The sequence below is a fragment of the Metapseudomonas otitidis genome (assembly GCF_011397855.1).
Taxonomy (GTDB): Bacteria; Pseudomonadota; Gammaproteobacteria; order Pseudomonadales; family Pseudomonadaceae; genus Metapseudomonas; species Metapseudomonas otitidis.
In genome coordinates, this window is record NZ_AP022642.1 from 1,179,535 (window position 1) to 1,191,759 (window position 12,225).

Genomic DNA, 12,225 nt, shown 5'->3' on the forward strand with positions numbered 1-12,225 from the left:
ACCGAACCATGACCCAGGCCACCTTCCAACCCGATGCCCTCGCCTCGGTGCGCCAGCGGCTCGCCGCCGCCCAGGCCGACCAGCAGGACGAATACGAATGCATGGGGCGCCGCTTCGTCGTCCAGGACGGCGTATTCCCGCCCACCCACTTCCAGTCCACCGGCATCTTCACCCGCCACCTGCCCTATCCCCGGGGTGGGCGCTTCCTGGAGATCGGCTGCGGGGCCGGCGTCACCGCCGTCACCGCCGCCCTCGAAGGCTGCGCCGTGGTGGTGGCCAGCGACATCAGCGCCGATGCCGTCGCCAACACCCGCGCCAACGCCAACCGGCACGGCGTCGCCGCGCGCATGTCCATCCGCCAGGGCGACCTGTTCGACGTGCTGGAGGAGGGCGAGCGCTTCGACGTCATCTTCTGGAACTCCAACTTCGTCTTCGTCGAAGCCGACCATGTGTTCGACGCCGCCATCATGCTGGCCTTCTGCGACCCGGGGTACGCCGCGCACCGGCGCTTCCTCGATGAAGCGCCGCGCCACCTCGCCCTCGGCGGCATGCTGCTGATGGGCTTCAGCAGCCAGGGCGACGGCCAGGCCCTGGAGGCCCTGCTGCGCGAGCACGGCTACGCCTCTCGGGTGATCGCCTCGGTCAGCGGCCAGGGCGACGGCGCGCCGCGCTACGACATCCTCCAGCTCCTGCCGGGTGCACACCCGGCCGGGGCCTGAGCCCCACGGGAGCGATCGCCATGCACGACACCCACGCCCTCAAGGCCCCGGTGGCCATCGTCGGTGGCGGCCCGGTGGGGATGATGCTCGCCCTGTTCCTGGACCGTCACGGCGTGCCGGTGGTGCTGTTCAACAGCGAGCGCACCACCCGCTGGCACCCCAAGGGCAACACCCACAACGCCCGCACCATGGAGCACTACCGGCGGCTCGGGTTGTCCGACGGCATCCGCCGGCTCGGCCTGCCCGCCGACCACCCCCGGGACGTTGCCTACTTCACCCGCCTCAACGGCTGGGAGCTGGCGCGCCTGGACATGCCCGCCGAGCGCGAGCGCCTGCAGGCGGCCCGCCAGGCGCCGGACACCGACCAGGTGCCCGAGCCCCTGCTGCGGGCCAACCAGATGTACGTCGAGCGCTTCCTGCTGGACCACCTGCGCACCCGCCCCGGCATCCAGCTGCGTTTCGGCTGGCGGGTCGACGACTTCCAGCAGGACGCCGACGGCGTCAGCCTGCATGCCGTCGACAGCGCCGGGCAGGCTGCCGACGAGCACTGGCGCGCCGACTACCTGGTGGGCTGCGACGGCGGCCACAGCTTCGTCCGCCGTCGCCTGGGCATCGGCTACATCGGCCCGGACGGCAGCACCGGCGGCTTCCTCAGCGGGCGCATGTTCTCCAGCCACGTGCGCATCCCCGACCTGCACCGGCGCCTGCTGCCGGACCGCAAGGCCTGGATGTACAACGTCGTCGCCCCGGAAGGGCGCATGCTGCTGATCAGCCTGGACGGCGCCGACGAGTTCCTGCTCATGACCCAGGCCCGCAGCCACGACGAGATGCCCCAGGACGACGCGGTGATCCGCGCCATCCAGCGGGGCATCGGCGAGCCCGTCGAGGTCAGCGTGCTGGCCCATGCCGTCTGGCACGGCGGCCTGGCCCTGGTGGCCGAGCGCTTCGCCGACCGCCGGGTGCTGCTGGCCGGCGACGCCACTCACCTGTTCTCGCCCACCGGCGGCTTCGGCATGAACACCGGCATCGACGGCGCCGCCAACCTCGCCTGGAAGCTCGCCGCCGCCGTGCAGGGCTGGGCCGGCGACGGGCTCCTGGCCACCTACGAGCTGGAGCGCCGCCCGGTCACCCTGCGCAACACCCACGCAGCCCGCCGCCTTACCCAGCGCGTCGGCCAGGTGGACGTGCCCGCCGAGGTCGAGGACCCGGGGCCCGCCGGCCAGCAGGCGCGGGCGCGCCTGGGCGAGGCGCTGCAGCAGTTCCGTGGGCAGTTCGCCTCCCTCGGCGTCGAGCTGGGCGCCCGCTACGACGGCTCGCCGATCCTCTGGCCGGACGACGGCACGCCCCCCGAGGACGACCCGCTGCTCTACCGCCCCAGCACCTTGCCGGGCGGGCGCCTGCCGCACCTGTGGATCGCCGATGGCAGCACCGGCCGGTGCTCGGTGTTCGACCGGCTGGGCGTCGGCTTCACCCTCTTGCGCAACGGCCCGCAGGCCCCCGAGGCCACGCGCCTGGTGGAAGCGGCACGGGCCCGTGGCATTCCCCTGGAGGTGGTCGACCTGCCGGCCACCGCCTTCACCTTCTACGCAGTGCAGCTGCTGCTGGTCCGGCCCGACCAGCACATCGGCTGGCGCGGCGACGCCCTGCCGGAGGATGCCGGCGCGTTGCTGGACCGCCTCGTCGGGCAGGGCGTGGCGGGCATCCAGACCCCCGGCCCGGTGCTGGGCTGCGTATTCAGTGCAGTGGGCTGATCGACAACCTGATGGCATCAAGGAGGCGACATGAGTGCATTGGCAAGTGAACGAATCCGGGAACCAGCCCTTGAGGCGAGCGGGCTGGAATCCGAGTACGCGGACGACGCCCAGGAGAACGCGGCGGCCTTCGCCCTGATCGAGGACGACCCCAACCCGCAGGTGGTCAACGGCGAGCCCGAAGGGGCCTCCATCCGCTTCGTGAAGACCGGCGAGACCACCCGTGGCCGCTACCTCATGGCCAAGGTGGAGATCCCCCCGGGCTCCGGCCCGCCGCTGCATGTGCACACCCGCACCGACGAGTGGTTCTACGCCCCCGACGGCGGCGTGGTGATGTTCATGGGCACCCGCACCTACACCGACCTGGACAACCCGCCGGACGTGTCCGGGCGCGACACCATCCGCATGATCCCGATGAAGAAGGGCGCCATGGTGTTCGGCCGGCGCAACCACATCCACGGCTTCGTCAACATCACCGACAAGACCGTGATGATGTGGCTGGTGTGGACCCCCGACACCCCCGAAGTGACCCTCAAGGACTACTTCGAATCCATCGCCCGGCCGATCCTCCCCGGCGTGCGCGGTGCCCGCAACAACCCCATCGTCCAGCTCAAGGCCGTCAGCGAAGCACGCGACTACGGAATGATGTTCAGCACCGACTTCTGGCAGTACGCCGAGACGGTGGAGGAGGGCGAGCCGCCCTTCGGCAAGAACCTGGACGGACTGATCCGGCTCTTCGAGTCCGGCAAACGGGACTGATCCCTCAACACGACATGGAAGAAAAGGTGAACGCATGAAAACTCTGGCGAACAAGACCGCGATCGTCACCGGTGCCAGCTCCGGCATCGGCTATGAAACCGCCAAGCTCTTCGCGGCCCAAGGCGCCAAGGTGGTGGCCGTGGCCCGCCGTGCCGACTGCCTGGACCGCCTGCTGGGCGAGATCCACGCCCTGGGCGGCAAGGCCCTGGCCCTGGTGGGCGACGTCAAGGAAGAAGCCTGCGCCCGCGAGGCCGTGGCCCTGGCCGTGGGCCAGTTCGGCGGCCTGGACATCGCCTTCAACAACGCCGGCAGCATGGGCGCCCTGGGCAGCGTGACCGACATCAGCCTGGAGGGCTGGCACGACACCCTCGACACCAACCTCACCAGCGCCTTCCTCAGCGCCCGGCACCAGATCCCCGAACTGCTCAAGCGTCCCGGCAGCTCGCTGATCTTCACCTCCTCCTTCGTTGGCCACAGCGTCGGCTTCCCCGGCATGGCCGCCTACGCCGCCAGCAAGGCCGGCCTGGTGGGCCTGACCCGCACCCTGGCCGCCGAATACGGCGCCCAGGGGCTGAGGGTCAACGTGCTGCTGCCCGGCGGCACCGACACCGAGATGGGCCGCGCCGCCGCCTCCACGGCGGAGCAGAAGGCCTTCGTCGAGAGCATCCACGCCCTCAAGCGCATGGCCCGCCCGGAGGAGATCGCCCAATCGGCGCTGTACCTCGCCTCCGATGCCTCCAGCTTCGTCACCGGCACCACGCTGTTCGTGGAAGGCGGCGTGACCATCACCCGCACCTGAGGCCACTCGGCCGACCCGGGCGCCGCCACAGCAGCGCCCGTCCCCACCGCGAATGGAATCCGCATCGACATGAAGACGCACAACGACATGCCCGACGTTGCGGGCGAGGGCGAAGCGACGGCCGGTTTCGGCGCCTCCGGGCGGCGGGACTTCCTCACCCGCCTGCTGGCCCTGGGGGCCGGTGCCGCCGGCATGGGGCTGCTGCCCGCCGCCGCCCTGGCCGCCGCTGACCCAGGCCGCCCCAGCCACCGCCGGGACTACGACTACATCATCGTCGGCGCCGGGTCCGCCGGCTGCCTGCTGGCCGACCGGCTCTCCGCCATCGGCGCCTCGGTGCTGCTGCTGGAGGCCGGCAGCCACCGCATCGACCAACCCAAGGTGCGCGAAGTCGCGCTGTGGCTGCAGAACCTCGGCAGCGACACCGACTGGGCCCGCACCAGCACCCCGCAGCCGCAGCTGGACCAGCGCGCCCAGAGCCTGGCGGCCGGGCGCGTCGTCGGCGGTTCCGGCAGCATCAACGCGATGATCTGGTTGCGCGGCGACCCCCGCGACCTGCAGCGCTGGCAGCAGCTGGTCGGTGCCCCCTGGACGGTGGAGGCGCTGCAACGGGCCTACCTGGACATGGCGCAGCCCGTGGGCAGCCCCGCCGGCCAGGGCGCACCGCGCATCCGCCTCGGGCGCTTCGCCGGGGAGCACCCGCTGACCGCCGCCTACCTGGTGGCCAGCAGCACCACCGGGCTCGGCGTGCAGACCCTCAACGACGGGCTACCGCTGGAAGGCGCCGGCATCACCGAGGTCAACGCCACCGCCGACGGCTACCGGGTGGGGCCGGCCCAGGCCTTCCTGGTGCCGGCACTGGCCCGGCCCAACCTCAGCGTGCTGAGCGAGGCGCTGATCACCAACCTGATCCTCCGGGGCTCGCACTGCGAGGGCGTGCGGGTGCTGGTGGACAACCGCCTGGTGTCGATCCGCGCGCGCCGCGAAACGATCCTCTGCGCCGGCACCTGCGAGTCGCCCAAGCTGCTCATGCTCTCCGGCATCGGCCCGCAGCAGGCCCTGCGCGAGCAGGGCATCCCGGTGCGGCTGCACCTGCCGGCCGTGGGGCAGAACCTGCAGGACCACCTGCTGCTCAGCCTGCAGTACCGTTCGCGCCTGGCCATTCCCCCGCAGGTCTCCAACGGTGTGGCGACCATGAGCTACTACCACCACGGCAGTGGCCAGCAGGCGCCGGACATCCAGGTGGCCGGCATGCAGTACCCCTTCGGCCCGGTGCCTCTGCCCAGCGGCAGCTCCTACACCGTCATCCCCTTCCTGGCCAAGCCGCGCAGCCGGGGGCGGGTGCGCCTGGCCGGCACCGACCCGCGCCAGTCCCTGCTGATCGACCCCAACTACCTGGGCGAGGCCATCGACCGCGACATCATGCTCGCCGCCCTGGACCGTGGCCTGGCCATCGGCGCCGGGGTCACCGACTACTTCGGCGGGCTCTACCCCAGCGACCCGCTGGACACCCCGGCGCAGAAGCTCGCCTTCATCGCCCGCAACGGCGGGCCCGGCCTGCACTACACCGGCACCTGCAGCGCCGGGCGCGACCCGCGCAGCAGCGTGGTGGACGGGCGCTTCCGGGTCTGGGGCCTGTCCGGCCTGCGGGTGGTGGATGCCTCGGTGATCCCCGAAATGCCGGCGGTGAACATCCACGCCTCGGTGCTCACCGTGGCGCAACTGGCGGCGCGGGTGCTGGTGGCCGAGCAGCGCCTTGGCCAGCGCCTCGCTGAAACCGCCTGAACCCTCACCCCATCCAGCGGAGCACCGCTCCCTGAACTGAACCCAGGAGATCCACCATGCAGCATTCCCTGCTTTCCAAGAACGCCCTGGTCACCGGGGCCTCCCGTGGCATCGGCAAGGCCACCGCCCTGGCCCTGGGGGCCGCCGGCGCCCATGTGCTGGTGCACTGCAACCGGGGCGTGGACGAGGCCCGCGCCGTGGCCGCCGAGATCCGCGACCGGGGCGGCCGCGCCGACGTGCTGGTGGCGGACCTGGCCAGCGTCGACGGGCCGCGCATCCTCGCCGCCGAGGTGGGCGAGCGGGTGCGCCGGCTCGACGTGCTGGTGGCCTGCGCCGGCATCGCCCAGACGGCCCGCCTGGAGGACACCCGCGTGGAGGACTTCGACCGGCTGTTCGCGGTCAACGTGCGGGCACCGTTCTTCCTCGTGCAGCAACTGCTGCCGCTGATGGGCGAGGGCAGCAGCGTGGTGATGGTGTCGTCCCTCGGGGCGCGTTCGGCGGTGGGCGAGATCCCCGCCTACGCCGCCACCAAGGGCGCCCTGGACACGCTGGTGCTGCACTTCGCCCAGGCCCTCGGCGGGCGCGGCATCCGCGTCAACGGCCTGGCTCCGGGCGTGGTGGACACCGAGATGTCCAGCTTCGTGCGCAGCGACGAGGGGCGGGACTTCGTGCTCGGCATCCAGGCCCTGAAGCGCGTCGCACAGCCCGAGGACATTGCCGATGTCGCGCTGTTCCTGGCCTCCGACGCCTCGCGCTGGATCACCGGCGACATCCTCAGCGTCGACGGTGGCACCAAGCTCTGACCGCCAGCCACCTCCGGGGGTAGACCCATGAACATGAAGACCGAAGTGCCCGCCGCCGGCCTTGCCGGCGAGGGTGGCCCGTCGAGGAACCTCGAACTCGACCGGCTGCGCGCCATCGCCGTGCTGCTGACCTTCTACGTCCACCTGTACCAGGTGTTCTACCCCTGGACCTTCACCATGCATTACCCCAGGCCCGAGTCGGTGGCGGACCTGTTCGGCAATGCCTGGGGCGGGGTCGACCTGTTCTTCGTCATCTCCGGCTACATCATCTCGCGCACCCTGCTGGAGCAGCTGGACGGGCTGCGCAGCGGCATGCAGCAGGCGGCCTGCATCAAGGCGTTCTACGTGCGCCGGGTGTTCCGTATCCTGCCGGTGGCCTGGGTGGTGGTGGCGCTGGTGATGGCCTGCAGCCTGTTCCTCAACCAGGGCCAGTACTTCGCCCCGCCGGTGTACAACGTCCAGGCGGCGCTGGGCATCTTCACCTACACGTTCAATTTCTGGCTGCCGGACAACAAGATCGCCGGTGGGGTGCCGCTGGCGCCGTACTGGAGCCTGTCGGTGGAGGAGCAGTTCTACCTGTTCTACCCGCTGTTCCTGATCCTGCTGAAGAGCACCCGCGCACGGGTGCTGGCGCTGGTGGGGACGCTGCTGCTGGTGAGCCTGGTGCTGCGGCCCTTCAGCCTGTCCGACCCGATGAAGGTGTTCTTTTTCACCCAGACCCGTTGCGACGGGCTGATCTATGGCTGCCTGCTGTACCTGGCCAGCACCCAGCCCTGGTTCGCCGCCCTGCGCGTGCGGGCCGGCCGGCATCGCTACGCCGGCGCGCTGCTGGCCACGGTGCTGGCGCTGGTGCTGGCCAGCGTCACCGCCATCGGCTTCGGCAACGTGCTGGCGGTGCCGGTGGTCTGTGCACTGTCCCTGGCGCTGGTGTTCATGGCGGCGTGCGAGGGCGGCCTGCTGGTGTTCCCGCAGCCGCTGCAGGTGCTGCTGGACTACCTGGGCAAGCGCTCCTACACCCTGTACCTGGTGCACATCCCGATGTTCTTCCTGACCCTGGAGCTGATGCACCGCTACACCCGCAGCGAAGGCATCGCCATCACCGACGCGCTCTGGCCGCAGTACACGGCGTTGATGCTGGTGCTGGTGTTCGGCGCCACCGAGCTGATCCACCGCACCGTGGAGCGACCGATGATCGCCCTCGGCAAGCGCATCGCCGAACGCAGCCGCACCGCCGAAGCCGCCACGCCCCAGGCCCTGGCACCCACCCCGACGCCCTGAGCCCGCGCGTTTGTATAGGAGCGAGCGCTGCTCGCGAACGGCCGCCCAGGCGGGCTCCGTAGCCCACCTACGGGGGAGGCGACAGCTCGCCGGCTTTCCATGCCCGGTACCGCTCGGGCATGCACACGGCGCAGGGCCGGTAGCCGGCGCTCAAGGCGGTCGCTTCGTCGAGGAAGAACACCCGCTGTGCCACGTAGCCGCCGCGCGCCAGGGCCTGCAGGGCGCTGCGGCAATCCAGGCGGCCGTAGAGGCGGTTGCGGCGGTGCCCGCCGAGGGTGCCGGGCACCGGGCTGAGGCAGGGGCGGCCGTCGGCGCCGATCAGGCGCCAGGCCTTGGGTTCGCTCGTTTCAGCCGTCATGACGGCCCTGGAAGCTCACTTCCAGGCCGACCCGCACGCCGCTGCGCACCCGGCCGATGCCGTGGCGCAGCTGGGCGCCGTAGAGCTGCCCCTGGTTGTTGCGCACGGGGCGGCGCTGGTTGCACAGCAGCACGCCATCGCCACGGGCCAGGGGCACCACCCAGGGCCGCGACTGCATGCGCGGCCGCTGCTCGGTGAGTACCAGCTCGCCGCCGCTGAAGTCCTGCGGGTCGGAGAGCAGCACCAGCAGCCGCACCGGCAGCAGCGCCGGGTCGTCGTCGCCCGGGTGCAGGGTCATGAAGTCCTCAGGGCCGAGGCGGGTCAGGTGGGCGCAGTGCACCTGGCCGTTGGTGGCGTGCTGTTCGGGCTGGCCGAACGCCTGGCACCAGCGGTTGGCGATGGCGGCGAGCGGGGCGTAGAGGCTGTCCCAGTGGCCGTGGGGCAGGCCGGCGCGCACGCCTTCGCCCTGGCCCATGCCGAGGGTTTCCAGGCGCTCCCGCGGGCCCTGGGCCAGGCGCTCCCCCAGCCGCCGCGCGGCCTCGGGGTCGAGCAGGCCGGGCAGGGGCGCGTGGCCATGTTCGTCCAGGGCCTGGGCGATGGCGGCCCAGTCTTCGGGCAGGTTCAGAGCGCAGGCTGTTTCAGGCATGGTGCTGTGCTCGTCGGGTGGCTGGGCTGGCTTTCACGTTGCAGCAGTTCTCGCTTGCGCTCGACGCCCCAGCGGTAGCCGGAGAGGTCGCCGTTGCGGCGCACCACGCGGTGGCAGGGGATGGCCACGGCTATGTGGTTGGCGCCACAGGCCTGGGCCACGGCCCGTATGGCCTTGGGCGCGCCGATGCGTTCGGCGATCTCGGTGTAGCTGGCGGTGGCCCCCGGCGGGATTTCCCGCAGGGCCTGCCAGACCCGTTGCTGGAAGGCAGTACCACGCACGTCCAGCGGCAGGTCGAGCCCCAGGGACGGGGCTTCGACGAAGCCCACCACCTGGGCCACCAGGCGTTCGAAGTCGGCGTCGCCGCCCACCAGCTGGGCCTTGGGGAACTGGTCCTGCAGGTCACGGACCAGGGCGTCCGGGTCGTCGCCCAGGAGGATGGCGCAGACGCCCCGCTGGCTCTGGGCAACCAGGATGGAGCCGAGGGAGCACTGGCCGACGGCGAAGTGGATGGAGGCACCGGTGCCGCCGTCGCGGTAGTCGCTGGCGCGCATGCCCAGCAACTGGTCGGCGGTTTCGTAGAAGCGGCTGTTGGAGTTGAAGCCGGCGCCGTAGATGGCGTCGGTCACCGTGGTGCCCTGTTCGCTCAGTTCCCGGCGCAGGCGCTGGGCGCGGTAGGCCGAGGCGTAGGCCTTGGGGGTGAGCCCGGTCTCGGTCTTGAACAGCCGGTGGAAGTGCGAGGGGCTCATGCCGGCGCATTCCGCCAGCTGGTGCAGGTTGGGCGGCGAGTCGGCGGCCTCGATGGCGCGGCAGGCCTCGGCGATCACGGCGGTGCGGTGGGCGGCGGCTGCGGTGCGGTCGCCGGCCTGGCGGCGGCTGGCGCGGTAGCCGGCGGCTTCGGCGGCCTCGGGGGTGTCGAAGAACTCGACGTTGCGGCGATTGGGCAGGCGCGCGGAGGAGCTGGGGCGGCAGTACACGCCTGTGGTTCGCACGGCGTAGACGAACTGGCCGTCGGCGGCCGGGTCGCGTGCCTGGACGGCGGCCCAGCGCTGGTCATCCGTGAGGTAGCGCGGGGCGGTGGGAAGGGTCCTGCTCATGGCATTCATCCAAAAGGGCCTGTTGACGGTTGCAGGTTAACGGGGTTGGTGGCGGTGAGAACTCCGGTTCTTGCGATCGAATTCACGCTGTGGGCGGCATCCTCCACAGGTACCAGGCGGCGACGGTGCGCCAGGGGCTCCAGGCCTGGCCGAGCTGGCGCATGCGGGCGGCGCTGGGGGCCTCGTCCAGGCCCTTGAGGCGGCGGTAGCCCTCACGCACGCCGAAGTCGTCGGCGGGGAGGATGTCGCGGCGCTCAAGGGTATAGATGAGGAACATCTCCACCGTCCAGCGCCCGACGCCGTGCAGGGGCGTGAGGCGCGCCAGCAGGGCGTCGTCATCCAGGGTGAGGGCTTCGTCGCGGCCGGGCACCTGGCCGTCGACGGTGGCCTGGGCAATGCCCAGCAGGGTCTGCAGCTTGCGTGCGGAGAAGCCGCAGGCGCGCAGCCGCTCGGGTTCGGTGGCCAGCAGTTCGCTCGGGGTGGGGAAGCGCCCGCCGGGGTACAGCGCCAGCAGCCGGGCGAGGATGGCGTCGCCTGCGCGGGCATGCAGCTGCTGGTAGGCCACGGCGCGAACCAGGGCCTCGTAGGGTTCGCGCTGGGGGTGGGGCTGGTGCCGGCAGGGGCCGATGGCGTCGATGTGCCGCGCCCAGTCGGCGTCCTGGGCGGCGAGGAAGCGGCTGGCATCGGTGAAGGCCGGCGGGGTCAGCGTCAGCGCCATGCTCAGAACCCCGGCAGGCTGGCGGTACGCGGCGTGGCGGCAAGGGGCCGCAGGGCGCGCTCGTGCTCCAGCAGCCAGTGCTTGCGCTCCAGGCCCCAGGCGTAGCCGCGCAGCTCGCCGTTGCTGGCCACCACCCGGTGGCAGGGGATCAGCACGGCGATGGGGTTGGCGGCGTTGGCGGCACCCACCTCGATGGCGGCGCGTGGGTCGTTCAGCCCCAGCTGGCGGGCGACTTCGCCGTAGCTGCGGGTGCTGCCGGGCGGGATCTGCCCTAGGGCGTCCCAGACCTTGCGCTGGAAGGGCGTGCCGTCGGGCTCCAGCACCAGGCAGTCGATGGCGCCCAGGTCGCCCTGGAAGTAGCCGCGCAGGGCGTCGGCGATCCCGCGCGGCAGCGGGGTGTCCTGCAGGCGGTAGTCACCGAAGCGCTGGCGCAGGTTGCGCAGCAGCGCCAGGCGGTAGTCGCCGAAGCCGAGGGCGCGGATGCGCTGTTCGGTGTCGGTGACTACCAGCAGGGTGCCCAGCGGGGACTCGAGGGCGCTCAGCAACAGGTTCATGGGGTGGTTCTCCTTGTCATGGACGGCGTTCCTTGTGGCGGGGTTCAGCGCAGCCGGACCACGCCGTGGCGTTGCAAGAGGTAGACCTCGCCGCTGGCGAGGTGCAGTTCGGTCCGCCCCGTTTCGTGGGTGCGCCACCAGGCCTGGCGGGCATCCACCATGGCCTGGAAGGCATCCAGCACCTGGCGCTTGGCCTGTTCCGCCGCGTCGTGGGCCGCTGGCGGTTCGCCGAGGTGGGCGGCCGCTGCGGCGGGAATGTCGGTGAGGTCGGGCACGAAGGGGCTCTCGTGGCTGGCACGGCGGCGTCAGCCGGCGCGGCGGAAGGTGAAGTTCAGGCGCTGCTCGCCCAGGCTCGGGTGCGGCGGCCCCTTGAGCGGGGCCACGCCGTGAAAACGCAGGCGGTCCCGGCCACCCCACACGGCCACGTCGCCGTGGTGCAGGAGGAAGCGCCGGACCGGGTCGTTGCGGCGCTGCCCGCCGAACAGGAAGGTGGCGCTCATGCCGAGGGAGACGGACACCACGGGGGCGTCGAAGCCGCGTTCGTTGCGGTCCTGGTGCAGGCTCAGGCGGGCGCCGGGCTGGTAGCGGTTGAGCAGGCAGGCGTCGGCGTCGAAACCCGGGAAGCCGGCGGCTTCGGCCGCCTGGCGGGCCAGTTGGCGGAAGCGCTCCGGCATGGCCGGCCAGGGGGCGCCGCTGTCCGGGTCGGTGGCGCTGTAGCGGTAGCCACGGCGGTCGGTGGTCCAGCCCAGGGCGCCGCAGTTGGTCAGCGCGACGGACATGCGGAAGCCGCCGGGGGTGAGCATGTGGCGGAACGGTGCCTGGGCCTGCAGCTGGAGGATCTGCCGCAGCAGTTCGTCGGCCTGGTCCAGGGCGAAGCCGCGCAGGATCACGGCCTGCTCGGCCATGGCTTCGCGCTGGCCGCCGGCAGGGGCGGCGAAGAGGTCGGGGGTCATGGGCGCTC

General features: G+C 71.7%; 14 protein-coding genes. 7 read left to right on the forward strand and 7 right to left on the reverse strand.

Annotation, left to right across the window (positions count from 1 at the left end):
• The first annotated feature begins 8 nt into the window (after positions 1 to 8).
• The 7 genes from PotMrB4_RS05545 to PotMrB4_RS05575 all read left to right on the forward strand — a co-directional run bounded on the left by PotMrB4_RS05545 (position 9) and on the right by PotMrB4_RS05575 (position 7,891).
• The gene (locus PotMrB4_RS05545) at positions 9 to 719 is read left to right on the forward strand and encodes a methyltransferase (RefSeq protein ID WP_172432736.1); all 711 of its coding nucleotides are present in this window, start codon (positions 9 to 11) and stop codon (positions 717 to 719) included.
• 20 nt (positions 720 to 739) lie between these two features.
• Positions 740 to 2,470, forward strand: coding sequence for an FAD-dependent monooxygenase (locus tag PotMrB4_RS05550; RefSeq protein WP_172432737.1), 1,731 nt, complete (start codon positions 740 to 742; stop codon positions 2,468 to 2,470).
• Positions 2,471 to 2,500: 30 nt separating this feature from the next.
• Complete coding sequence (locus tag PotMrB4_RS05555; protein WP_044403762.1) at positions 2,501 to 3,229, forward strand: cupin domain-containing protein; 729 nt, start codon at positions 2,501 to 2,503, stop codon at positions 3,227 to 3,229.
• A 34-nt stretch (positions 3,230 to 3,263) separates the two neighbouring features.
• Positions 3,264 to 4,028, forward strand: a complete 765-nt coding sequence (locus tag PotMrB4_RS05560) for an SDR family oxidoreductase (protein WP_044403764.1) — start codon at positions 3,264 to 3,266, stop codon at positions 4,026 to 4,028.
• Between the two features lie 69 nt (positions 4,029 to 4,097).
• Complete coding sequence (locus tag PotMrB4_RS05565; protein WP_172432738.1) at positions 4,098 to 5,810, forward strand: GMC family oxidoreductase; 1,713 nt, start codon at positions 4,098 to 4,100, stop codon at positions 5,808 to 5,810.
• 56 nt (positions 5,811 to 5,866) lie between these two features.
• The gene (locus PotMrB4_RS05570; RefSeq protein WP_172432739.1) at positions 5,867 to 6,613 is read left to right on the forward strand and encodes an SDR family NAD(P)-dependent oxidoreductase; all 747 of its coding nucleotides are present in this window, start codon (positions 5,867 to 5,869) and stop codon (positions 6,611 to 6,613) included.
• 27 nt (positions 6,614 to 6,640) lie between these two features.
• Positions 6,641 to 7,891 (forward strand): acyltransferase family protein, encoded by a 1,251-nt coding sequence (locus PotMrB4_RS05575; protein ID WP_172432740.1) that lies wholly within the window; start codon positions 6,641 to 6,643, stop codon positions 7,889 to 7,891.
• 67 nt (positions 7,892 to 7,958) lie between these two features.
• Here the strand turns inward: PotMrB4_RS05575 and PotMrB4_RS05580 are convergent, their stop codons facing one another.
• From PotMrB4_RS05580 to alkB, 7 genes are all read right to left on the reverse strand, one after another.
• Entirely contained in the window at positions 7,959 to 8,249 is a 291-nt protein-coding gene (locus PotMrB4_RS05580; RefSeq protein WP_172432741.1) for an Ada metal-binding domain-containing protein, read from the reverse strand.
• Positions 8,239 to 8,895, reverse strand: coding sequence for a 2OG-Fe(II) oxygenase (locus PotMrB4_RS05585; protein WP_172432742.1), 657 nt, complete (start codon positions 8,893 to 8,895; stop codon positions 8,239 to 8,241). Before PotMrB4_RS05585 ends, PotMrB4_RS05580 begins: the two co-directional genes overlap by 11 nt.
• Positions 8,871 to 9,992 (reverse strand): bifunctional DNA-binding transcriptional regulator/O6-methylguanine-DNA methyltransferase Ada, encoded by a 1,122-nt coding sequence (gene ada, locus PotMrB4_RS05590; RefSeq protein ID WP_172432743.1) that lies wholly within the window; start codon positions 9,990 to 9,992, stop codon positions 8,871 to 8,873. The genes PotMrB4_RS05585 and ada overlap by 25 nt, the downstream gene beginning before the upstream one ends.
• Before the next feature lie 82 nt (positions 9,993 to 10,074).
• Positions 10,075 to 10,710: a DNA-3-methyladenine glycosylase family protein gene (locus PotMrB4_RS05595; protein WP_107331219.1), complete on the reverse strand. Its 636-nt coding sequence runs from the start codon at positions 10,708 to 10,710 to the stop codon at positions 10,075 to 10,077.
• 2 nt (positions 10,711 to 10,712) lie between these two features.
• On the reverse strand, positions 10,713 to 11,264 hold the full coding sequence (locus PotMrB4_RS05600; RefSeq protein WP_172432744.1) for a methylated-DNA--[protein]-cysteine S-methyltransferase: 552 nt from the start codon (positions 11,262 to 11,264) through the stop codon (positions 10,713 to 10,715).
• A gap of 44 nt (positions 11,265 to 11,308) precedes the next feature.
• A complete protein-coding gene (locus tag PotMrB4_RS05605) occupies positions 11,309 to 11,539 on the reverse strand; it encodes a hypothetical protein (protein ID WP_044406836.1) in 231 nt (76 codons plus the stop codon).
• Between the two features lie 30 nt (positions 11,540 to 11,569).
• The gene (gene alkB, locus PotMrB4_RS05610; protein ID WP_172432745.1) at positions 11,570 to 12,217 is read right to left on the reverse strand and encodes a DNA oxidative demethylase AlkB; all 648 of its coding nucleotides are present in this window, start codon (positions 12,215 to 12,217) and stop codon (positions 11,570 to 11,572) included.
• Positions 12,218 to 12,225: the final 8 nt, after the last annotated feature.